The 22741-nt window shown below is 39.4% G+C and carries 21 protein-coding genes; 8 read left to right on the top strand and 13 right to left on the bottom strand.

Features of this window, described 5'->3' with window-relative positions:
* Positions 1-127: 127 nt before the first annotated feature.
* Positions 128-1600, bottom strand: a complete 1473-nt coding sequence (proP, locus tag FILTAD_RS05140; protein WP_124069442.1) for a glycine betaine/L-proline transporter ProP — start codon at positions 1598-1600, stop codon at positions 128-130.
* Positions 1601-1938: 338 nt separating this feature from the next.
* On the opposite strand from proP, the gene FILTAD_RS05135 reads away from it, so the two are divergent.
* Both FILTAD_RS05135 and FILTAD_RS05130 read left to right on the top strand, forming a co-directional pair.
* Entirely contained in the window at positions 1939-2589 is a 651-nt protein-coding gene (locus FILTAD_RS05135) for a hypothetical protein (RefSeq protein ID WP_124069441.1), read from the top strand.
* Positions 2590-2679: 90 nt separating this feature from the next.
* Positions 2680-2991, top strand: coding sequence for a DUF3817 domain-containing protein (locus FILTAD_RS05130; protein ID WP_124069440.1), 312 nt, complete (start codon positions 2680-2682; stop codon positions 2989-2991).
* Positions 2992-3114: 123 nt separating this feature from the next.
* On the opposite strand, the gene FILTAD_RS05125 is transcribed toward FILTAD_RS05130, so the two are convergent.
* Positions 3115-4038: a glycine betaine ABC transporter substrate-binding protein gene (locus FILTAD_RS05125; RefSeq protein WP_238988153.1), complete on the bottom strand. Its 924-nt coding sequence runs from the start codon at positions 4036-4038 to the stop codon at positions 3115-3117.
* Between the two features lie 33 nt (positions 4039-4071).
* Positions 4072-4644 (bottom strand): choline uptake/conversion transcriptional regulator CudC, encoded by a 573-nt coding sequence (cudC, locus tag FILTAD_RS05120; protein ID WP_124069439.1) that lies wholly within the window; start codon positions 4642-4644, stop codon positions 4072-4074.
* A gap of 285 nt (positions 4645-4929) precedes the next feature.
* On the opposite strand from cudC, the gene betB reads away from it, so the two are divergent.
* From betB to FILTAD_RS05100, 4 genes are all read left to right on the top strand, one after another.
* Positions 4930-6402, top strand: coding sequence for a betaine-aldehyde dehydrogenase (gene betB, locus FILTAD_RS05115; protein WP_124069464.1), 1473 nt, complete (start codon positions 4930-4932; stop codon positions 6400-6402).
* A 53-nt stretch (positions 6403-6455) separates the two neighbouring features.
* Complete coding sequence (gene gbsB, locus FILTAD_RS05110; RefSeq protein WP_124069438.1) at positions 6456-7667, top strand: choline dehydrogenase; 1212 nt, start codon at positions 6456-6458, stop codon at positions 7665-7667.
* Between the two features lie 230 nt (positions 7668-7897).
* On the top strand, positions 7898-8452 hold the full coding sequence (locus tag FILTAD_RS05105; RefSeq protein WP_124069437.1) for a sigma-70 family RNA polymerase sigma factor: 555 nt from the start codon (positions 7898-7900) through the stop codon (positions 8450-8452).
* Positions 8449-9540: a DUF4179 domain-containing protein gene (locus FILTAD_RS05100; RefSeq protein ID WP_124069436.1), complete on the top strand. Its 1092-nt coding sequence runs from the start codon at positions 8449-8451 to the stop codon at positions 9538-9540. Before FILTAD_RS05105 ends, FILTAD_RS05100 begins: the two co-directional genes overlap by 4 nt.
* A gap of 108 nt (positions 9541-9648) precedes the next feature.
* Here FILTAD_RS05100 and FILTAD_RS05095 read toward each other — a convergent pair whose 3' ends face one another.
* The 10 genes from FILTAD_RS05095 to FILTAD_RS05050 form a co-directional block, all read right to left on the bottom strand.
* On the bottom strand, positions 9649-10314 hold the full coding sequence (locus tag FILTAD_RS05095) for a Fic family protein (protein ID WP_124069435.1): 666 nt from the start codon (positions 10312-10314) through the stop codon (positions 9649-9651).
* A 229-nt stretch (positions 10315-10543) separates the two neighbouring features.
* The gene (locus FILTAD_RS05090; protein WP_124069434.1) at positions 10544-11770 is read right to left on the bottom strand and encodes an ABC transporter permease; all 1227 of its coding nucleotides are present in this window, start codon (positions 11768-11770) and stop codon (positions 10544-10546) included.
* On the bottom strand, positions 11763-12695 hold the full coding sequence (locus tag FILTAD_RS05085) for an ABC transporter ATP-binding protein (RefSeq protein ID WP_124069433.1): 933 nt from the start codon (positions 12693-12695) through the stop codon (positions 11763-11765). Before FILTAD_RS05085 ends, FILTAD_RS05090 begins: the two co-directional genes overlap by 8 nt.
* A 21-nt stretch (positions 12696-12716) precedes the next feature.
* Positions 12717-13568: an ABC transporter ATP-binding protein gene (locus tag FILTAD_RS05080; protein ID WP_124069432.1), complete on the bottom strand. Its 852-nt coding sequence runs from the start codon at positions 13566-13568 to the stop codon at positions 12717-12719.
* Positions 13569-13572: 4 nt separating this feature from the next.
* Positions 13573-13974 (bottom strand): GntR family transcriptional regulator, encoded by a 402-nt coding sequence (locus tag FILTAD_RS05075; RefSeq protein WP_124069431.1) that lies wholly within the window; start codon positions 13972-13974, stop codon positions 13573-13575.
* Between the two features lie 27 nt (positions 13975-14001).
* A complete protein-coding gene (locus FILTAD_RS05070; protein ID WP_124069430.1) occupies positions 14002-14733 on the bottom strand; it encodes a hypothetical protein in 732 nt (243 codons plus the stop codon).
* Positions 14734-14955: 222 nt separating this feature from the next.
* A complete protein-coding gene (locus tag FILTAD_RS05065; protein WP_238988152.1) occupies positions 14956-16398 on the bottom strand; it encodes a VWA domain-containing protein in 1443 nt (480 codons plus the stop codon).
* Between the two features lie 15 nt (positions 16399-16413).
* Positions 16414-17589, bottom strand: a complete 1176-nt coding sequence (locus tag FILTAD_RS05060) for an AAA family ATPase (RefSeq protein ID WP_124069429.1) — start codon at positions 17587-17589, stop codon at positions 16414-16416.
* A 302-nt stretch (positions 17590-17891) separates the two neighbouring features.
* A complete protein-coding gene (locus FILTAD_RS05055) occupies positions 17892-18896 on the bottom strand; it encodes an Rpn family recombination-promoting nuclease/putative transposase (protein WP_124069428.1) in 1005 nt (334 codons plus the stop codon).
* Between the two features lie 626 nt (positions 18897-19522).
* The gene (locus FILTAD_RS05050) at positions 19523-20464 is read right to left on the bottom strand and encodes a hypothetical protein (RefSeq protein ID WP_148085381.1); all 942 of its coding nucleotides are present in this window, start codon (positions 20462-20464) and stop codon (positions 19523-19525) included.
* A 296-nt stretch (positions 20465-20760) separates the two neighbouring features.
* On the opposite strand from FILTAD_RS05050, the gene FILTAD_RS05045 reads away from it, so the two are divergent.
* Together FILTAD_RS05045 and FILTAD_RS05040 are read left to right on the top strand one after the other, a co-directional pair.
* Positions 20761-21192 (top strand): MarR family winged helix-turn-helix transcriptional regulator, encoded by a 432-nt coding sequence (locus FILTAD_RS05045; protein WP_124069426.1) that lies wholly within the window; start codon positions 20761-20763, stop codon positions 21190-21192.
* A gap of 45 nt (positions 21193-21237) precedes the next feature.
* Positions 21238-22407: an MFS transporter gene (locus FILTAD_RS05040; RefSeq protein WP_238988151.1), complete on the top strand. Its 1170-nt coding sequence runs from the start codon at positions 21238-21240 to the stop codon at positions 22405-22407.
* Positions 22408-22741: the final 334 nt, after the last annotated feature.

The following is a 22741-nucleotide window of genomic DNA, read 5'->3' as shown; positions in this document are numbered from 1 at the left end:
CTATACTACAATCACATTAAACACTAAATGTCCGGTAGTGCTGGATATAAAAAAGACTGATTAGGAATCCCTAATCAGTCCTTTTTATTTTACAGCCGTAACTTTAAAGTATTCATCGAGCGTTGAATCACTCATTCTCCATTCTTTTGGTGATTTCCTGCTTTTCTTCTCTCCACCATTGAGCTTCCTCTTGATCATTCAAAATACCCGCAATTTCATGTTCTTCTTCCACAGCAGGTGCTGACCCACGAAGAGGACGACCTGATGTCTCTTGGACAAAGAAAGCAACCACGATAATACCAATGACGGAAACAATCATGATGTAATAGGCAGGTACCATTAAACTCATTGTCTGGCTTATCAAGAATGCAACAACCAAAGGCGTTGTTCCACCAAATACAGATGCGGATAAGTTATACATAATGGAAAGTCCGCCGTATCTGACGTCCGTAAAGAATAGTGAAGGCAACACGGACGGCATCGTTCCTTGAAAGGAAGCTAGGAATACTGCTAAAATCATCAAGCCTAAAAATACAAGAAGATTATCTCCGCTTTCAATCAATTTGAACGCGGGAATCGCTAAAATGAGCAAACCGATAAGACCACCCATTATAATCCGTTTCGTCCCGATACGATCACTGACATAACCCATCAACAACACAATCGGTATCATGATGAACATAACGACTAAAATTAGGATAAGCCCTTTCGTTTCGCCATATCCAAGTACCGAACTTAAATGGGATGGCATATACGACAACAACATATAATCGACAACATTATAGAATAGAACAAGCCCAATGCCGATTAGCATCGGTTTCTTATGGTAAACGAAAATGTCTTTCATAGATGCCTGATCATCATGCTCTTTTGACTCTTCCATCGCTTCAAATGCAGGTGTTTCTTCTAAATTACTTCGTAAATAAAACCCTATAAAACCAATCGGAGCCGCTATGATGAATGGAATACGCCATCCCCATGCAAGCATCGTTTCATCCCCTAAAGTCAATGTAAGAATGGTTACTAAACCTGCACCACAAATGTAACCAACCAGTGTTCCAACTTCCAGGCCACTTGCCATAAACCCACGCTTCTTATCCGGGGAGGATTCAGCGATAAATGTCATCGCGCCCGAATATTCCCCGCCTGTAGAAAACCCTTGTACAAGTCTTGCAACCAACAGAAGAATGGAAGCTGTTATACCAATGGATTCATAGCTTGGTATCAGACCGATACTAAGTGTTGCGATTGCCATAATAATCAAGGTGATCGCCAAAATGTTTTTTCGTCCTAAACGGTCACCGAGCATCCCGAAGAACATGCCGCCTAACGGACGTACTAAAAAGGCTACTGAAAATGTTGCAAAAGCAAACACTAATTGTGTTGAACCCGATACTTCCGGAAAAAAGACTTTCCCGATGATAACCGCTAAGTACGAGTAAATCCCAAAGTCAAACCATTCCATTGCATTTCCGACAGCCGAAGCGAATACCGCTTTTTTAGCGGTATCCGGATTCACAACGACGATATCCTTCTTGCGTAACAGTCGCCTCTTTTTCTTTTTATCCAATTTCTTTTTCTCTGTTTCTCCATCCTCCATGTACGTTATTCCCCCTATAGTTTCTTAATCTCTTTTTTTCGCTTATTTCAGCGTTTAACCTATGTATGATTGTTAAAGTATACCCTTTTCTATTAAATCTAAAACATTCTCAATTTCTACCGGCTATTATTCTTCCCCCAAAAAACCCTTTTCATTTTAATTTATCGTTGAAATAAGTAACTCCATAGATACTTCATCCAGTTATCTTTAATTCTAGATGGCCTAATATTCCCCACATTCTATCTGTCAATAATTCTATATCAGGTTCAATTTTTCCTTGACGGGGTAATTTATTAATTGAGGCATTTTTAGTGACAATATACAGGGAGGGGATAGTTATGTTTGGCCTTTCAGATTTACTGTCGTTAATCATTTCTGCATTTATCATCTTGCCTGTTGTCATATTCCTGAGGGAAACCGGTTACTTTATCGTCAGTGGAATTTTCGGTGTTGAAAATCCTAGGCTGACCATTGGATCAGGCCCGCGGGTTTTCAAAATAGGAATGTTCGATGTCAGAAGGTATTACCACCTTTACAGCTGGTTTTCTTATGATGATATTAAGAGAAAAAACAAGTTTGCCTATATCTCCATCTACGCAGGACCCATTCTTATCAACCTTCTTCTTGCGGTAATCCTTAATGCACTTCTAGCAAATGGGATGCTGCAAGACTATAAAACTTTCTTGGATCGCTTTATTTTTTATTCAATGTATTACGTTCTATTTGATATCGTTCCCATGATAACGGCAAATGGCAAGCCGAATAATGGAATGATTATTTATGAAATGCTCCGATATGGAAAACGAACCGATTACAATAACGAACCTTTCATTCCAGCAACAACCGAAGTTGAGGAACAATATCAGGAGGAAATGAAAGAGCTAAATGAGTTGAAAGAAGAAAAAGTAATGACAGAACTGGAAAGTATGAAAGAAATGCATGAGCAAGAAAAAGAAGTAGGGAAAAAGGGGAAGGATTTGGATGAATAATAAATCAGGTACCGATTTTGATTTCTATACATGGTCATTATCTTCGTATACAATGAGGGTTGATTAAATGAAGATAGTAGGAGTGATATCATGTTTAAAAATGCATTAGGACGTTTTCGTTTCATGGGAATCCTGGAAGGTAGCTCGCTGCTTATCTTGTTGTTCATTGCGATGCCTCTCAAATATTGGTTTGATATGTCAAATGCCGTAACGATCGTTGGAACACTTCACGGCTATATATTCCTAGCTTATATTGTTGCCATTTTGTATGCGATGATTGCGGTTAAATGGCCTTTCAGATTTACGATTGGCGCTGTACTTTCCGCCTTCATCCCATTCGGTAATTTTATTTTGGACAGCCGTCTCAAAGTTTTTGAAAATCCGAGCGGAGAACCACTATAAATTTTGTTCTTGGTAACTCAAACAATCGTGAAAGTTTAAACAGGATTGTTTGAACTTCCACGATTGAACGAGTGCCTGTCACCGCGAACTTTTGTTTCTCGCACAGATCCGCATCATTACGTATTATTTCACACCTTTTGTCCATTTCTTAAAAAGTTCTTCATTGCTTTCAATAAATTCTTTGGCTGCTTGTTCAGGATCTGTTCCTTTAAAAATTTCAACCATCACTGACTCCAGATGCTCCTTATCCCACTCAAATTGATCCAAAATTTTGTAAGCGGCTGGTGAATCCTCTTCCAGGCCTTTTCGAGTAAGCGTATGAATATCATCCGGCTTGCCAAATACTTCTCTTGGGTCCTCCAAAAATTTCAAGTCATATTCTTTCATAGCCCAGTGTGGAGACCAAAGCGTTACAATAATGTCTTCCTTTTTCTTAATCGCCCTGTCGAGTGCAGCCATCATCATCGCGTCACTAGTAGCCTTTAATGTCCAGTTATCTAAGCCATATTCTTTCATTGCTAACTCGGTCATTTGCATTTGGCCTGCACCCGGGTCAATCCCTGTAATCGCCCAGTCAGTTCCCTCTCCAATTGAATGAGCATTTTCTTTCATCTCTTCAATCGAATCAATTTCTACATAACTTGGCACGACCAAGCCTAACGGTGCTTCTTTGATACTAGGGCCCAAATCTACAAGATCCCCCTCAAACTTTTCCCAATAACTTACGTCTGTATATGGAAGCCATGCTGAAACCATCGCATCAGCCGACCCATCCGCTACGGCAATATACATCGCACCTGTATTAACTTCTTTCAAAGTGACGTCATACCCGACTTTCTCAAGTGCCTCTTTTATCACATGACTACTCGCAAGTTCCGTTGCCCAAGATACAAAAGGTATCGTAATCTCTTTTTTACCAAGGTGATCCCCTTCGCTGCTGGAATCACTCAACCCCTTTTCAGCATTTCCGCATGCCGATAACATGATTGCAAGTACGAATAGGATAGTAATACTTAACAAACGGTTATTCATTCTTAGACTTTTCACTAGTATCCCCCTAGGTTAATGGTGCTGTTTATTTTATTTTTTTCTCTTTTCAGTGTCCTCAATCGGTAAGTATGTAAATATCTCCCCCGACTCTATCAGGTCAATTAGCCGCCTTAACCAGTCATAATAACTCTTGGATTCATAAATTTGAACATGTAAGTTTCCGGCATATTCTCTTATACCACGACTCACCTGATCATTATTGATGATTTTTTCAAGCTCTTTTCCTGCATCTTCAACTGCGGTTACATTCATCTCTACCTCACGTTCCCACTTTTTACAGTAAAAAGAGATGAATGATTTAAAGAAATTTGACTCCGCTACAAAATGCTCCCTTCTAGATCCCTTCTCCCATGTTTTTTGTACCATTCCATTACTCCGCAATTTTTTCACTGCGGTACTCATACTCGGTTTAGTCATACCCAGACGATCTTTCATTTGGTCAAGCGTCATTTCCCCTTCAATATACATCGTTCCATAAAGGCGCCCTGCTGAAGGAGTGACACCATACAGATCCATCGTCTCAGCAATCGCGTCGATGACTATTTGTTTTGCGTGTTCAATTGACTCTAGTGCTACTTCGTCTTTTTTCAATTGTACAGACATCTATGCAAATCTCCTTTTCTACGAAACATCGTTAAGTATTTATTTTACACTTTTAATACTACAATAATAAGAACAGATGTCAAATGAAAATAAAATCACATTTTAAATTTTTTAGTTCCTTCATAAGTATTGATTTGAGAGAGTTTGCAGGCATAAAATTCAATAAAATAATATAGAGGAGTTTACAAACCAAAAATCATATGTTACATTTATCAGCGTTAAGTACGTTAAATTAAATTTTAACAAACTTAATGTTATAAACTATAAGGGAGTGATTATCAGATGATGTCCATACAAAAAATGTACATAGATGGTAAATGGATAGAAGCAGAATCACGTGCTACCCGTGAAATAATTAATCCATATAATCAGAAGGTCATAGCTACTGCCTCAGAAGGAAATGAAAATGATACACACACGGCAATACAGGTTGCTAGAAAAACCTTCGATCAAGGGAACTGGGCAGCAACACCTGCAAACGAACGTGGAAAACTTCTCTATAAAATTGCAGCATTAATAGAACGAGACCAAAAAGAATTGGCACGGCTTGAAACATTGGATACTGGAAAAACACTGATAGAAAGTGAAGGCGATATGGTGGACATAGCTGAAGTCTTCCGCTATTTCGCTGGGTTAGCGGATAAGGATGGTGGCGAAATTATTGAATCACCTATTCTCAATTCAATGAGCAGAGTCGTTCGCGAGCCCGTTGGCGTTGCTGCTCTGATCTTACCTTGGAACTATCCTCTTCTCCAGGCGTCATGGAAGATCGCACCAGCACTCGCTGCCGGTAATACAATTATCGTGAAGCCTAGTGAAATCACGCCTTTAACAACTGTTAAAGTCACTGAATTAATAGAAGAAGCAGGTGTCCCAAAAGGAGTTGTTAACTTAGTACTTGGGCCGGGTCACAGTGTAGGTCAGGCGATGGCAGATAGCCCACTTGTCGATCTTATTTCCTTTACAGGCGGCATTGAAACAGGCAAAGGTATTATGTCTTCGGCAAGTGGTAATTTGAAAAAAATCGCATTAGAGCTTGGAGGTAAAAATCCGAACATTGTTTTTGCCGATAGTGATTTGGATACGGCAGTGGATCAGGCTTTAAATGCGGTTTACTTCCATGCAGGTCAAGTCTGCTCAGCTGGTGCTAGATTACTTATTGAAGATAAGATTCATGATTGGTTTGTTGAAAAACTAGTGGAACGTGTTAAGAGAATTAAACTTGGGGATGGTTTTGACGAACTTACACAATCTGGTCCTATGATTTCATCAGAACAGCGGGATAAAGTTGAAAAGTATGTGGAAATCGGAAAAGAAGAGGGAGCAAAATTAATCATTGGCGGTGGACGACCAGAAGATGCTTCACTCGCAGACGGCTTCTTCTATCTACCAACCATTTTCACAGAATGTACAGCCGATATGCGTATTGTTCAAGAAGAAATATTTGGTCCCGTCTTAACAATTGAACGATTTTCCAGCGAAGAAGAGGTCATTTCATTAGCAAATGATACTATATACGGGCTTGCTGGCGCTGTTTGGTCAAAAGACATACTAAAAGCGGAACGAGTAGCAAGCCAATTACGTATGGGAACCGTTTGGATTAACGATTTCCATCCCTACTTTGCGCAAGCACCCTGGGGCGGATACAAGCAATCAGGCATCGGACGCGAGTTGGGCAAAACTGGATTAGAAGAGTTCACAGAACTAAAACACATTTACCAAAACACAAAACCAGAACCAGTGAACTGGTTTAAATAAATATAAGTACTAGTTGACTAGATCGATAAAAACTATTAGGGGGAAATATTATTATGGCAGGCATGAATATGAAGGTAGAACACATGACGACAATGCAATCTTTTGAGGTTCCAACAATTATAAAACACGGAATCGGCATCATTAAATACGCAGGTAATGAAATTAAAAACCTTGGCGTGACAAAGGCTTTGCTCGTTACTGACCCAGGTATTTACAATGCAGGGATGACGAAATCCGTAGAGGTATCCCTCGCCGAGGCCGGTGTTGAAGTCGTTCTTTTCAATAAGGTAGAAGCAAATCCACCTGTAAGAGTTGTTAATGAAGGAACTAAACTTTATAAAGAAACCAATTGTAATGGTCTTGTCGCAGTTGGTGGCGGCAGTTCGATGGATACAGCTAAAGCAATCGGTGTTGAAGTAGCACATGGCGGATCTGTTCTAGAATACGAAGCCGCTGATGGGAAAAAACCATTAGTAAACCGTGTTCCTCCATTAACTACGATTCCAACAACTGCGGGCACAGGTTCTGAAGTGACACAATGGGCTGTTATTACTGATGAAGAACGCGAATTCAAATTCAATACTGGCGGTCCATTAATCGCTGCACACTTAACGATGGTAGACCCTGAACTTCATACTTCCATGCCGCCACACGTCACGGCAATGACAGGTATCGATGCACTTTCGCACGCAATTGAGTGTTATACGATGAAATATGCTCAACCAGTAACCGATGCCGTCGCACTTCTGGCAATTGAATACGTGGCAAATTATGTTCATCGCGCATATGCGGATGGAGCTGACATTGAAGCTAGGTACGGTATGGCACAGGCCGCAATGCTTGCTGGGCTTTCATACGGCAGTGAATCTGCTGGTGCAGCGCATGCAATGGCACAAACACTTGGTGGTATCGTAAACGTTCCACATGGTCAATGTGTCTCTTGGATGCTAGGTCCTGTAATGGAATTCAATTGGAAAGGTAGTCCGGAACGCTATGCGCGCATTGCTCAAGCCTTAGGCATCAATACGTTCCATATGACCATCGAAGAAGCTGCGAAAGCCGCAGTTAATGAAATATATAAACTTGTGGACGAAATGGATATTCCATCGCTAAAAGAACAAGGTGTTCCAGAAGATATGATTCCACGTCTTGCTGAAGCTGCAATGACCGATCCTCAAACGGTTGGTAATCCGCGCGATCTTTCAGTCAAAGATTATGAATGGATATACAAACGTTGTTATAACCTGGTACCTAAGACTTTATAATATAGATAAACGAAAAAAGCTCTATTACAGAGCTTTTTTTTCGTTTGTGACATACTTGTTTCCGCATCCCCTGTTGAAGCAATTAATTCAAAGCTTGACTAATCGGTAGTACATAATTATAGGAAAAGACGATGATGGTATGAAATAATTTGAAAAACATGAGAATAATCCTCAACCTGTACGATGTATTAAGTGTAAGGGCCTTTACGATAAAAAAAGGGGTTAATCGAATGAACATTACAAGTGAAAACTTTATAAAACAGTTCAAAAAAAGAAAAGAAGATGCGTTGGAATATGTGATAGATGAATATATCGGAATTGTAAAAGCAGTCATTACTAATTCCTTAAAATCCTATAATGATCCCCAGAGCATAGAAGAATGTATTAGCGATACGTTCTTAGGCGCCTTTGACAATGCGAAACAATTTAAAGGGGAACAAGTGGATTTTAGGAAGTGGATTTGTACAATTGCAAAGTTTAAAGCGATTGACAAACAAAGAAAAATGGCAAATTCACCCGCAACGGCGGAGTTTGAAGATTATCAAATTGAAGTGAAATCCGCCGAAGAAGAATTTTTGATCAAATCATCGATAGAAGACTTACTAAAAATGATGACAAAACTAGAACAAGTAGACCGTGATATTTTCACCATGAAATACTTTTTAATTATGAAAAACGAAGAAATCGCCCTACAACTTGGGCTTACGAAGGCATCTGTTGATAATCGTTTATACCGTGGAAAAAAAAGATTGCAACAAATTCGTTTAGGAGGGGCATTCAATTGAAAAGGTTATATAGTGAATTTAACAATTTAAATATTGACACGGATCTTCAGCCAATGGAAGTAAGCGAGTTCGAAAAAGAGAAGGTGAAAAGGACTGTCATGAGAGCTAAAAGGAAAAATCATTTACCTAGAAATTTATCGGTAGCTGTAGTCTTTTTAGTCGCTTCCAGTATTACGTTAAGTGTTGCATTTCCAACCTTTGCAGCAAAATTGCCGATTGTCGGTAACGTATTCGAGTTATTCAATGATGATGAGAAGTATGTATTCGAGGAGCATGATACGTATGCTACGGATATTGGGGTAACAAAAGAAAGTAATGGAGTCAGTGTCACGGTGACTGATGCAGTATATGATGGGGAAAATATTACGATTGCTTATACAATGGAAAGTGAAAAAGATTTAGGGCAAAGGCCAGTGTTAGATGGAAAATTGGATGCTAATGAATTCCAGGATATATATAAAGATAGTGGATACTCCCCAAATTATATTACAAAAAAAGTAAGTGATAATGAATACGCAGGATTATTTATCTATCAGTTAATTGAGGGACCTAAACCAGATGAGATTCATGTGACTTGGGATGGTGACAATGTAGTTAACTTAGTTGATGCTGATAATCCACTGCCAGGGGACTGGTCTTTTCAGTTAACATTACAAGCACTTGAAGGTAAGACGAAAGAATTATCTGAGACGGGCATTCATTCAAAAGAAAATGGCATCGACGTAGCACTTACAAAAATGACAGAAACACCTGTATCCACTACTCTTTATCTATCTGAACAGGTTGATGTACGGAAAGCGGCAATGGAGAACGTAGAATGGCGTGGTGTAGTGATTGATTATTTGGTGACAGATGACTTGGGAAATGAATACAATGCGATTCATTATAAGGACACAGGTCATAGTACTGATTTCAAACAAGATCATGTTAGTGATCCAAGAATAACTACCACAGTTTTCAATAAGGAAGCGACATCTGTAACTATTACTCCAATTGTTAATATATACAAAATGGTAAACGATGACGGCACTCTGGAGTCCGTAAAGGAACCCTACCCTATTGAACCAATGCAGTTTGATTTGAATTAATGAAATTTAGGTGCCTGTTTCTAATGCAATCATGAATTGCGTTAGAAACAGGCACCTTTTTTAATTTGTCGTTCTATCTAATACAGATCTAGAATTCAATCCTTCTCTTCAATAATCAATTCCATGTATACAGTTTTCATATGTCCATAGAATGATCTTTTCATCATTATTCGTTTCATAGTACTCCGACAATAATTGATTCCACTCTTCTAATTGATGTTCGCTGACATTTACTATACCTACACCATTTAACATCATAATTGCATTTGCCGAAACAATTGCTGTACGCTTATTCCCGTCCCAAAATAGCTGCGTTCTCATAGCATAATACATATACTTCAATGCTTTGTATGTTAGTGACATTTTGCTACCCATAATTTCATTAATAGCGGCCACTACTTCGGATTCGATTGGAATCGTAGGCGTATAATCAACCCCGTATATTCCTACATTACCAGTCCGTAAGGCGCCCCATTCAAGTGATTCATTATAGGATATGAAACTGTTGATTCTACAAGCAATAGCTAGATTAAAGGTAGTGTCATGAGGTGAATTTAAAACATATTGATACGCATTTTTGAGATTGAGGATAATCTGTATATCATCCATGCTAATCCCACTTACGCTCATACCTTCTACAATTGTTTTTGTTTGGGAAAAGGTTGTATTTACGTTTTCTAAGCGTGAAGCTGAATGGATTAGTCCAATAACACTTTTCTTTAATAAGAACTTAGATTCACGTTCATTAAGGTTGTATTTATTTGAAATCGTCACTACTACCCCTCCGTCTTTACAACACTATAAAAAATTAACGCACCCTTAATATTTCATTTATAAAGAACTTTATCGTCATTATACAACAAGGACGAGGAATTGATTAGGAAATTAAATATATACCAAGGTTAAAAGTCCAGCGTATTTCTTCAACGTCTATGCTTTAGCGCATGATAACAAGAAAAAACGTGCAACTCCTACATAATAGAAGTTGTACGTTTTTTTCAATTCAAGCCCACATCCATTTCCAAATTTCTTTCGGTGTGGCATTTTTACCGTACATCAGTATGCCCGTTTTGAAGATTTTTCCCGCCAATTTCATAAAGAGCCAAATACTGATGACTAAAATAACGACTGCGATACCGATTTCCACCCATGGCCATTCCTCGAGGAGAGATAGGCGTAACAGTAAAATCGCTGGGGCTGTAACCGGGATGAATGACCCTACTTGCGCAATGACTCCACTTGGATCAGCAAGTATTGGACCGATGAAGATGAGTGGCAAGAACGGCAACATGATGACCATCCCTTGGAAATTACTCGTTGCGGTCATGTCTTCAACTGTGGAACCGATCGCTACGAAGATTGCAGCGAATAGCAGATAGCCTGCGAACGCAATGAATAGTAGAAGAAACAACTCGGGAACGAGCAGGTATTCCATAAGCGGAAGCTCGAATCGCCACATGATAGCCGGAAGTGCAACAGCCAGCCATACAATCACTTGAGTGATTCCAAGAATGAAGTAACCAATAATTTTCCCTTGCATCAATTCCACTGGTGTCAATGAAGATAAAATGATTTCCGCAACTTTCTCTTTCTTCTCCTGTGAAGCAGATTGGAAAATCATCATCCCTGTCATAACAATTGAGAACAGAATGACTCCGGCGAATGCACCTGGTATAATCCGTTTCAGCGGATCTGCCTCACCTAAAGCAACCCCTTTCGCTTCCGCCTCATCAACAGAAACTGGAACAACCGATACTTGGTTCGCTATTGTCTCTTTTTGTATCTCAGACAACCCGAGCCTTTCCAACTGTAACTGGCGGAGCGGTTGCTCAAGAATACTAGCTTCATACGGGGATAACTTGTCTAAATCATCACTCATATACATTTTTATCTGACCTTGTTCCAGCCCTGCTTCCGTCAATGCAATATAGACACTCTGCTCCATATCAGGCAAGTCATTCTGCATTTCAGCTTCTTGAATTTTAGTCTGCATCAGCGTCCAGTTATTGATTTCCGACTCGTTAACTACCTCTTGTACTTCATTCCAAATCCCTAATTCATCGTATAGATAGACGCTAACGTTCTCTTCTGAATTGGATTTATCAAATAACATCGGAATGAAAAGGAAAGCTAAAAAGATAACAGGTGTACTCAGCAATGAGATGATGAATGATTTGTTCGTCATATTCCGTTTAATTTCCCACTTTGCCACTTTTAAACTATTACGCATGACTTCCAACTCCTTCCGGCAATTGATGTTGGTCTGTCGCAATGTCTATGAAGATTTCATGGAGTGAAATTTTGTCAATCGACAGCTCCTGAACTGTTAATTGTTCCGGCAATTTCCTTAACCAAAGTGGAACAATGACATCTTGGGTTAAATAAAGCACTGTCACATCTCCGTTTTGCTCGATTCGTAGTACATTCGGAATCGTTTCCAATAAAGTAATCGGGTTTTGGCCTTTAATTGTACATTTAAAATTCGCATATTCATTTTTCACGTCTTCCATTGCACCGTAGATGACTTTTTCACCACGGTGAATCATGTACAATCGATCACATAATTCCTCCACAACATTCATCTGATGTGAAGACAAAAGAATTGCTGTCCCGTTATTTGCGAGTTCACGGATTTCCTGTTTGAACGTTTCCTGACTGACCGGATCTAGCCCTGAAAAAGGCTCATCTAAAATGAGCAATTCTGGTTCATGGATAATCGAAGCGATGAATTGTACTTTTTGCCCCATCCCTTTCGATAATTCCTCAACCGAAACTTTGTCCTTGCCTTCCAAACCGAATTTAGCTAAATAGGATAGTGCACGCTCTTTTGCTTTCTTTTTCGGATAATCTTTCAGGTCGGCCAAATATAAAATCATATCCATCACCTTGACGTTTTTGTACAAACCACGTTCTTCCGGCAAATAGCCGATTTTCTGCCGCGGAATCTCATTTTCAGCGTGTCCATTGAACTCAATACTTCCTTCATCCGGATACATAATCCCCATGATAGTACGGATTGTCGTCGATTTCCCCGCACCATTTGGGCCTAGAATCGCCATGATTTCACCTTTACGTACGTCAAACGAAATGTTTTTAATGATTTGTTTCAATTTGAAAGACTTTCCTAGATTTTTCACAGTCAGCACATTTGTCATTTTCGTTCCTCCCCCTTATATTCACTTCACTAATAGCATCGTTACAATTTCATCCAGCTCCAACGTTTGAGTATTCGAGCATCTAACATTTTCATTGCGGAGAAAGTCTTCTGCTTCGGTTGGACGATTCGTCACTAACGAACTTTCTTTTCTTTCCACTTCACCAGGCAATGTCGGGATTTCAAGTGGCTCTGAAAACCAGTAGCGTTTATATGTTTCAATCAGCTCTTCTTTTTCAAACTGACCGGCAATATGTCCGTCTTTCAAAACAACAAGATAGTCCGCGAGTTTCTGTATATCCTCGACCTGATGTGTCGCAAGAATGATTGTTCTTTCCCCGTTATCCATCCACTCTATGAGTAAATCGTTCAGGACTTGCTTAGAAGGTATATCAAGATGTGCGGTCGGTTCATCAAGAATAAGGACCGGGGCATTCCTAGCGATAACAAGTGCTAAATTCAGTTGTTGCTGGGTGCCCGGGGATAACTTCTTAAAATTTGCGGATAAATCAATTCCAAACAACAAGATGATTTTTTGAAATAACGATTCATCCCACATCGGATACCACCGGGCTGTTAACTCTTTCATTTCATGACCCGTGAATGGTACGATAAGCGGTAATTTTTGCGGTAAATAGGCAACATTCTTTTTCCACGACTCATCCTCTCCTAGCACAGATTGCCCAAGTATTTGTATGTCACCACCATCTGTTTTGAATAAATTCATGATCATGTTCAAAAGAGTACTTTTTCCGGCCCCATTCTTTCCGATAAGTGCTGCTATCGTCCCCTTTTCGATTTCCAAATGAATCGATTCCAATTGAAAATTATCAATCACCTTATGTACATTGCTCATTGTCACTGCATGATTCATTTCTTTACTCCCCCTTCCCTTTGTCTTCGTAATCTTTCATTAGGTCAGAAAAAATTTCTTTAACTTGTTCAGTTGAGTAATCATGACGGAGTGCCGTTTCGATTGCAGTTTCAAATACGAGTCGAACGGTTGCTACTTTCACTTCCTTTTTCAATCCTTCCTCGATTTCAGCGACAAATGATCCCTTGCCTTGCGTTGAGCGAATAAATCCTTGTTGCTCTAAATTTTGATACACCCGTCTTGTAGTTATGATACTTACTTCAAGATCTTTGGAAAGAGTGCGAATTGAAGGAAGTAAAGCACCTGTACTCAATTGCCCACTTGCAATCAATGCCTTGATCTGCTCTTCAATTTGAAAATAAATCGGTTCCCGAGAGTCTTTAGATAATTGAATCGGAAGTTCCATTTCACGTACCCACTCCTTTCCTACAAATCAGATTGAATAGTCTATTTCTTTTATTTTTTTATTCGCCTGCCGAAGCGCTAAAATCGTCCCGATATAAGCAGCAATCATGGATGCAATCGATGATAAAAGCGGCCATTTTTTTGCGGCAATCATCGTCCAGTAAACAACCCCGTACCCTGTATATACATGTAATAAGAAAAGTCCTCCACAAACTACGATGATAAATAGAATTGAATATAGATACGTTTTAAAGTTACTAGATGTAGGGGCTTCTCCTAAATCGGTCACCGGATAAATGGATCCCCAATAAAGGCCGAACGAAATCCATATGAGCGCAAAAGCGACATACTGAGGGAACGTCAATGTAGTTCTCATTGTTTCTGAAAATATGTAGATGGACATGAAAAACAACGTATGCAGCGGTACTGCGTATGCATAGTAAATGACAAATCTGTTTTTAATAAGAATCTCTCTTGAAATTGGTAATTGATGTAACATGATAAAATAGGGATTTACCCATGAATTATTTCCTGCTCTTTTCAATTGAAATTCTTTTGGTCTAGCCCAAAGCGCCGCCACTCCAATGATAATCAAAAAGAATGGATCATATAAGACAAATCCTGTCTCTAAATACATTGGCGTTGAATAGATGATGAAAAACGCGTAGGGAATCAGTAAAAGACTCAATAGTACAAGTGCTTTCTTTGAATTCCGAAGTTCAAATTTCGCCAGCAATATTGCTTGATTCCAACTTTCCAATTTGTTCTCCCCCAGACAAGTTATGGTGTGTATATTCATATACACACCATAAGATAGAAAACAGAAAAAGTCAATGCGGATTTCTTCAAATTCCTTATTTTGAGGCCTTATATATATTAGATCTGTTCCTAGATAACATCTTTTCTGTTGTTGAGTAATTTCCACTCCAAATAAAAAACACCGTCTGAAGACAGTGTCAATTAATGTTCTCGAAGTTTTAATTTACAGTTCAAACGCAGTAAAGCTACCCTCCTCATCAAAATCTTTAACCGTAATAACTTTATTGGAAAACTGTTCTACCGTGTTTATGCCACCCCCTATAACAAGAGATAGCACATTGAAATCTTTCTCCTCTTTCTTTTTATTAAATGCTTCAAGAAATGAAGTATTTACACTATCTTCGCCGTCTGTAACAAATACAATATCCGCCTTTTTAAAACGACTTTCATTTATTACATTCAATGCTCCATCGAGGGGAAGTGCAAAGTTCGTACCTCCCCCTAAGAAAGTTTGGGCTAAATTGATCATAACTAAGCTTTTTATATTTCCTCTTTCGAATTTAAAAACCTGGGTACGGGTAGAGAATAATATCAAACAAAAATCCCTTCTTTGCTTTTTTGCAATCGACATGAGTGCCAAGGTAAAACCTTTTGACTGGGCATCTAGCTTATGCATACTCCCTGACTGATCTAGACAAAGTATGATTGGCCCTTTTCCCAATACCTCATGTCCATTTTGCTCATACTGCATCGTCTTGCCTTCTACAAAGCGACGAAGAAAGTCGTTCTTAGTTGTTGGATGTGTGTATAGGCTTAACTCCATCGGTAACAGTCTTTCAATGTCGTTGCCTAACGTAACCCCACTTCTTTCTATTGAATTACTATGCTTGGACTTTTGCTTTCTACGGGCTATCTGCTTAAACCGACCAGCCCAATCTGCAATCTCTTTCATCTGAGTAGTGGATGTAATTTTTTCAGCTAATTTTAGTTGGTCCCGTAAAGGAACCTTTTTCAATTCCGCGTCCCCACTGCCAGCACTCGTTCCTCCAAGTAGCGATTTTAACCTATTTTTCGTTTGTTTCGTTTCCTGCATAGCTTGTGCCATCACTTGCGAAAAACTATGATCGTTATCTTGCAAGGACTGTTGAAGTTGACCATCCAAATCTGACATAGCTTCGTTTAATTCTTCTTGTAGCTTCTCACTACCATTTTCAGCCCCATTTTGTTGTTCCTGCTTTTGAAGTTGCCTTTGCATAGCTTGAATTTCTTGCATTTGTTTTCGCAAATCTTCATCCTGTTCTAGTTGTTCAAGGAACCATTGGTTCGTCATCTCCCCGAATTTCACAGTTCCTATGGCAGAAGATAAGTCATCCAACCGGGTGAAATTTCGGTAGTTTTCAAATGAATCATCACTCATGATTTTCTCCATAAACGATTTGTTTACTTGTAAACCATCAATAACTTCCTCTTCTCTCAATTTTGGTTTCATCTTGTATAAAGAAGCCCATATATCACCAAGTAACGGTTCAAACATTGGCAACTCTCCATCAACGCTTAACTTTTGAAGTCCCCGCGACATAGTATAAATTTCTTTGAAACGTCTTTTATCGAATGCGTCTGTATTCAATACTGAACGATTACCAGTGTGGTTTTTAAGACTCCTCACAAAGAACACTCCCTCTCACATTTTGAAAAATATGCTGGTAGACGCCCTCTTATCATTTGGAGCATCTAAATACCACGGTTCTATAATGCTATTTAGTACTTCATGTTGTATTGAAGTCACTTTATCAAGTACTACGTCGATATCAGCTTTCCGACTTTGATTGTGACTTTTAAGCTTATTCAAATCACTCACTAAAGCTGCCATTTTTTGAGTTGCTTCCATTCCAGCCCCTGGTGACTGATCCTGCAGTATGGCGTAGAACACTTCATTTGCTTCATTTTGTATGGAATGGAGGGTATTCGTGACAATATCATGTGCGTGGTTGCGAATAATGAATGACACGGCATCTTTTTGGTCCACCGTTTCCCAAAGGGCATTTTCAAGAATTGCAATATCATCTACATTGACGACTTGCCTTCCATTCACCAACGCTTTTGCTTGCAAAACGCTTAACGACTGCTTGAACCGTCGATCGGAGGGGCGAATACCTTCATCTCGCAACTCTACACGAATCTTCGATAAGATCTCGTATACTTCTTCAGGTATCAATACCCTGTCTGTCAAAAGCTGGAGCTGTACCAATTCTTCCATTGTCATGGATGGCATTTGCTGATTTTGTCCAACACCTTTCATCATAGAGACAAAACTCGTTTCATCTGCAATCAAGTCAATCTCAAAGCGCAACAGGAAACGATCAAATAATGCATCAAGCCCTTCTCCTTCCTCAGGAAACTCATTTGAAGCACCTATTACTGACATCAAGGGAGCTTGAATGGGAGCCCCATCATTATAGAAGAGCCTTTCATTAATTAGCGTCAACAAACTGTTAAGAATCGCTGAATTTGCTTTAAAGATTTCATCCAAAAATACGAGATGCGCCTCTGGCATTTTAGCTGCTGTAACCCGCTTGTATACACCCTGTTCAAGACCCTTTAACGATAACGGGCCAAATACTTCTTCAGGCGTACTGAACTTTGTCAGCAACCATTGGAAATACGTTGTTCCTCGCACGATTTTCGCTAACTCCGCCGACAATGCGGATTTAGCGGTCCCCGCAGGTCCAATCATGAGCATATGCTGCCTAGAGAGCAAAGCTACGAGAATTCCCTCCACCTCATTTTCCCGCTCGTAAAATTTTGAATTGAGGGCTTGTCTGATTTCGGTTAACTTCTTGAATTTATTATTTATCATTTTGCATAACCCCTTATTTTGTAATGGATCCTGCAATTAGTGTTCCTAATTCCATTACATAACAGTATGATTCAGACACAGCCATTTTACTCTTTCAGTATCGATTTCTAGTCAAACCTTTTTGTCTTTCTGAATTGCTGATCTCTATTCAGCAATCTGACTTGCGACACATTCGACCGTATTTCAGAAAAACAAAAAACCAACCTTTCCTGAATAGGAAAAATTGGTTCTAATATATATGTTGAACAAATGATGATCACATAAGTGTTTTCAGACAGTCAGCAGCAAGTTCGTAAATTGAATTATTGAATATATCTTCGAACATCCTCTACACTTTCGTATCTAAAGATATTGAATAACACAAGTTTCAAAGTAGTCGTGTCGGAATTCATGATGCCGTCTTTCATGTCTTGAGGGACTTTCCCAAATTTTTCAATCAACAGTTGAATCGCAGTTTCGGATAAAGCTGCTGCTACGCCTTCTTCTCTGCCTTCTTCTCTGCCTTCTTCTCTGCCTTCTTCCATCCACATTTCAGCTAATGTCATGGTCACTTCACTCCCTTCAGGATAGGATGTTTCAATTTGATGAATCATTTTATTGACGTTGCGTTTAGTTAAAGATTTACCGGCGCTAAATATATAGCGTATGATTGTTTCCAAATACTCGGTCCCCGTTTGCCTGTCTTCTAATTCATTCAAATAATGAATTGAGCGAAGAATAGACTCTTCTAGTTTGTCGCCATCTTTCGTGAATATATCACGGAGTAGCGTCAATAAGATCTTTGTCTTTGCTTTTCCTTTGATTTCTTCATCGGTATAAACAGATACGTTGTAAAGCAAGTAGTCAAAGTTCGGCACGTAGACTTTCAAGTTTTCGGGAAGTTCATCGTAACCGGACAATAGGTCACCCAAATTTGAAGGAGTGTTCCATTTATCTACACCATGGTAGATAACGAGCGGAATGATAATTGGAAGCGGCTTTTTTCGCTCTTTGTTCATTTTCGCTTCCCATATCTCCACCATATATTTCAATAGCTGAAAAGCGATTCCTTTATCTGTGTAACTTTTATGTTCAAACAAAAAATAGAGGTAGCTCTCTTTTCCTGAAATATCTACTTGAAATAACAAATCAGAGTAGCTTTCTTCGAGTTCTGGGCTAATGAAACTGTCTTTTTGCGGCTCCAAGGTGTCTAAGTTAACAACTCGCATAATCGATTCCGGTAAATAATTTGTGAGAAAGTCTTTAGCCGTCTCTACATTCCCCATCGTTTCTTTGAAAAACTTATCGTGCGGGTTTTGAATCTTCACGTACAGAATCCCCCTTTTCACCAAACGTTCAACCTACAATCCTTACGTTGTATTATACATTCTAATCCTGTTCTTTGCCAATGCAGGGGAAACAGAACATATGAGATGATGAAATCAAAACACAAGTTTATTTACACATTGCAAAAGAAAAAAAGTTCTCTCAAAAGTTGTCCAACTAACGAAAAGCTTTCATGGCCAGAAAATAATCCAAGATAAGTTTTAGGCATCAAAAACGAGGACATAATTTAGGTGCCTGATTCTAATGCTATTCTGAGTTGTGTTAGAACCAGGTACCTTTTTTAACTCATACAATATTTCCACGATGTCCTTCTTGCGGTTTATTTATGGGGAGAACTCATTTGCTTTCTTCATCTTTCATTTCACGGAATCGTTGATCAATGTGTGAAATAACAAAGTTGCACTCTTCAACCTCGAATTCATCAGGATATTTTATATAATAAGCCAAGCACTTAACAGCATGCTTACGCCACGTTTCTAATTCATCGATTGTACAATCTTTGATTTGTTACTTTACTGATTTCCGATTCATTTGGATTGCCACCTACTCTCTGATATTTTAATGAACATCTTCTGACCACTATAACGTTTTAACGGGACTCGCGCTTCTAAGACATTTTAACTGTAGTAGAATGCGAATAAATCTGGTTTTGTTGTTCGACTACGTACAGTTTGACTTTGCCAAAATTCAACTTGATTTGTGCGATCATTTTCGTAATTGCCTGGTCTTCATTGTCGGCTTTTTCAAGTCGTTCGGAGCGTTCATCCACTTTCACCCTCCCGTTTGCAATTGCCAAAAAGGTTCGGTGCGCCAAGTGAGCCGTGCCCATTTCGATTGCCAAATGAAGCACTTCTTGTACGGTTACCGTTTTACGCCCTGCTTTTTGTTCACCGAGGAAATTATACAATCTTGGATTGTGAGTAAGTTTGTCCAAATGTCGTAAACGCCCTTTCACCAATCGCGCTGTCGCTTTCAAAAACGCTTTGAATTGCGTACTCGCATTTTTACTTGAAAAATCAATGACAGACACAACGTCGAGATCGTTCTCGACAATATCTTTTTTAATACTCTTAACCTCTTTGGTTATTGCTAGGGGCATTTTGCCTTCTGTAGAGGGGGCAATTTGCACTTCCTCTTGGGCCGATTGTGCTGCTGTCGATGGCGCATCTTGCACTTCCTCTTGGACTGATTTTGCCGTCGTCGATGACGTATCTTGCCCCGTCGAATAGTGCGGCTTTTTATAATTGATGCGGTACCATTTTGTCTTGTCCATTTTCATCCGATTATAGGAAGTGGTCGAAATGATATAACCGCTATCTTCCAGTCTACGAATCGCTCTTTTAATCGTATCGATAGACCAAAATGGAAATTCCTCATTTTTCCACTGGTCAACTGTTTTGTAAACCCACTTATGCCCATCCCGGACGTTCGTCGAGATGAGCGATAGAAAATGAAGCTGTTGGAGTACTATCGCCTCGTTCAAACCAACTTCCATCGCTAAAGATGGAAGCACTTGAAGCGGCGACTCTTCAATTAATAAATTCATCATGAATCCTCCTCCGGTGAAATAAGCGAAAATAAATTCGCCTTACTGATGAACGTCTTTTGCTTAGACGAACGACACCTTCATCCTCTATATAGGCGGTCCCTTTGAAAAGAGATACAACGTGACGAAATTTATTTTTAAAGCAGCAATTTTGAGGTGAGAAGTTTCTGAAGCCATGTCCGCGGAATTAATACGCAGTCATCTTTTTTAATTGACATCACAATTAAGTACCCGTACACTTTTAATAGTTTAACAGCTAAAGTATTTACTAATTAAATTAATTGGCAAGGGGGATATGAATGGATCGGCAACGAAGCCTTCATGATTTGGAAGATTTATTTTGGCAATTATCAAGAAAAATGGAACATCTGTGGAAAGATATTTATGCGAAAACCTTTCCCGGATCACAATCACGTATTATGTATTTGCTCGAGCAAAATGGACCAAGGAAAATGTCCGAGTTGGCAAATTCAATACATATTACCGCTGGAGCAATCACAACGGCTTCGAATCTGCTCATCGAAAATGGCTATATTACTCGCTTACGGAATGAACAAGATCGTCGGGTCGTTCACTTGGATTTGACAGACAAAGGAAAAACAACACTCAACGAGCTACAAAACGAAGGACGAGAAATTATGAAATTAATATTCCACGATATCTCCGATGCGGATTTGGAGAGGATGCATACCCTGTTTAAACAAGCATCCAGCAACATCGACAATAGGTAAAAACGAGCAATCGCATGACAGAACTTGTTATATTCATAAAAGGACGTGTTCACTATTCATAAAATGTTAAAACCGACAATTTTATCGATTTCGATGGCGACAGTAATGGCTGGCGCTGCGATTTCACCTGCGCTCGGGTTAATTGCTAAAGCCTTTCCTGATGCAAGCCCCACAATGATTAAACTAATCTTAACCGCACCTTCCATCATGATTATTCCCTTTTCTTTTCTATCGAGTTATTTAACGTCTAAACTGACGAAAAGAACAATTATCATGATTGGTTTGTTTATTTATTTAATCGGAGGGATTGGTCCTCAGTTTGTTCCTACGATTGAATCACTACTCGTTCTGCGCCTAATTTTAGGGGCTGGGGTTGGACTTGTGATGCCTTTATCGATGACACTCATCAATGATTATTTCGCGGGAAAAGAGCGGACGAAAATGATGGGGTACAACTCTGCTTTTAGCAATCTCGGTGGTATTTTGACGATGTTATTGGCAGGGTGGCTTGCGACATTTGGCTGGCGTGTCCCTTTTAATGTGTATTTTTTAGGCCTCGTCATCTTTGTCATGATTTTCTTCTTTTTACCGAAAGGAGAAATCCAAAAACCGAAAACACACGAACAAAAGGCTAAACTCCCATTCGCTGTATACGGTTATGCAATCGCAATGGGCGGGATTATGTTGGCTTATTATTCGATTGCAACAAACATCGCATTGTATTTGGAACAGAGTGCATTAGGCGGTGCAGCACTTGCAGGAACAGTCGTATCCTTTACGACCGTCGGCGGGATGATTACAAGCCTGTTGCTCGTTCAGATCGAATTAACGTTTAAAAAATTCGCCATACCCGTCATGCTGTTTGGCATGGGGGTTGCATTTCTCTTATTGACATTCACACATAGCGTCCCACTTGTCATCGTAGGCGTTTGCTTAGTCGGCTTTGGACAAGGTGCCTTGTTTCCAATACTTGTTTTAAAAGCACTTGATCGTGTCCCATTCCATCAAGCTGACCAGGCAATCGCCATAACTTCCAGCTTTACATTTTTAGGCCAATTTTTATCGCCAGTCGTGCTAGACGGAATTGGAACAGTTGCCAACCAGGCAAACATCCGCTTCCAATACGGGATACTTTCGGTTTCAATCATGGTCATTGTTTTGGTTAGTACGTTTATGATCTTGCGTACTCATAAGAAAGTTGCTTCTCTGCATTAAGAGTTTACGATCAGTAACTAAAAAGCCCCTTCCCAAGTTGAAACTCAAACTTGAAAAGGGGCTTCTGTATTTGAAGCAAGTTAGTTATTCCCCAAGAATATATCTATTTTATAAAGGCTACTTTCACATATGCGGTTGAACAAGAAAGCGACAAAAATCCAAAAGCAAAACTATGAAAAAAGCTTAATTCCTGCTACTTTTCAGCAAAGAATTAAGCTTTTGATCTTCAACAAACGCGCCCGATTCTGGAATAGACCAGAGTTATACTGTTTTTTCATCACTTGTAAAAGTGATGAATGCGTTGAGTAATAAAACATATAAGGGATAAAGGATT

It is taken from the genome of Filibacter tadaridae, from assembly GCF_900609045.1.
Classification (GTDB): Bacteria; Bacillota; Bacilli; order Bacillales_A; family Planococcaceae; genus Sporosarcina; species Sporosarcina tadaridae.
Note: the sequence above shows the minus strand (reverse complement) of the source record. Positions and strands in the feature narration are given on the sequence as shown.

Excerpts from the sequence above, each read along its gene's own strand:
- proP (WP_124069442.1), bottom strand. The coding sequence starts at position 1,600 with ATGGAGGATGGAGAAACAGAGAAAAAGAAATTGGATAAAAAGAAAAAG.
- FILTAD_RS05135 (WP_124069441.1), top strand. The coding sequence starts at position 1,939 with ATGTTTGGCCTTTCAGATTTACTGTCGTTAATCATTTCTGCATTTATC.
- FILTAD_RS05130 (WP_124069440.1), top strand. The coding sequence starts at position 2,680 with ATGTTTAAAAATGCATTAGGACGTTTTCGTTTCATGGGAATCCTGGAA.
- cudC (WP_124069439.1), bottom strand. The coding sequence starts at position 4,644 with ATGTCTGTACAATTGAAAAAAGACGAAGTAGCACTAGAGTCAATTGAA.
- betB (WP_124069464.1), top strand. The coding sequence starts at position 4,930 with ATGTCCATACAAAAAATGTACATAGATGGTAAATGGATAGAAGCAGAA.
- gbsB (WP_124069438.1), top strand. The coding sequence starts at position 6,456 with ATGGCAGGCATGAATATGAAGGTAGAACACATGACGACAATGCAATCT.
- FILTAD_RS05105 (WP_124069437.1), top strand. The coding sequence starts at position 7,898 with ATGAACATTACAAGTGAAAACTTTATAAAACAGTTCAAAAAAAGAAAA.
- FILTAD_RS05090 (WP_124069434.1), bottom strand. The coding sequence starts at position 11,770 with ATGCGTAATAGTTTAAAAGTGGCAAAGTGGGAAATTAAACGGAATATG.
- FILTAD_RS05085 (WP_124069433.1), bottom strand. The coding sequence starts at position 12,695 with ATGACAAATGTGCTGACTGTGAAAAATCTAGGAAAGTCTTTCAAATTG.
- FILTAD_RS05080 (WP_124069432.1), bottom strand. The coding sequence starts at position 13,568 with ATGAATCATGCAGTGACAATGAGCAATGTACATAAGGTGATTGATAAT.
- FILTAD_RS05075 (WP_124069431.1), bottom strand. The coding sequence starts at position 13,974 with ATGGAACTTCCGATTCAATTATCTAAAGACTCTCGGGAACCGATTTAT.
- FILTAD_RS05060 (WP_124069429.1), bottom strand. The coding sequence starts at position 17,589 with ATGATAAATAATAAATTCAAGAAGTTAACCGAAATCAGACAAGCCCTC.
- FILTAD_RS05050 (WP_148085381.1), bottom strand. The coding sequence starts at position 20,464 with ATGATGAATTTATTAATTGAAGAGTCGCCGCTTCAAGTGCTTCCATCT.
- FILTAD_RS05045 (WP_124069426.1), top strand. The coding sequence starts at position 20,761 with ATGGATCGGCAACGAAGCCTTCATGATTTGGAAGATTTATTTTGGCAA.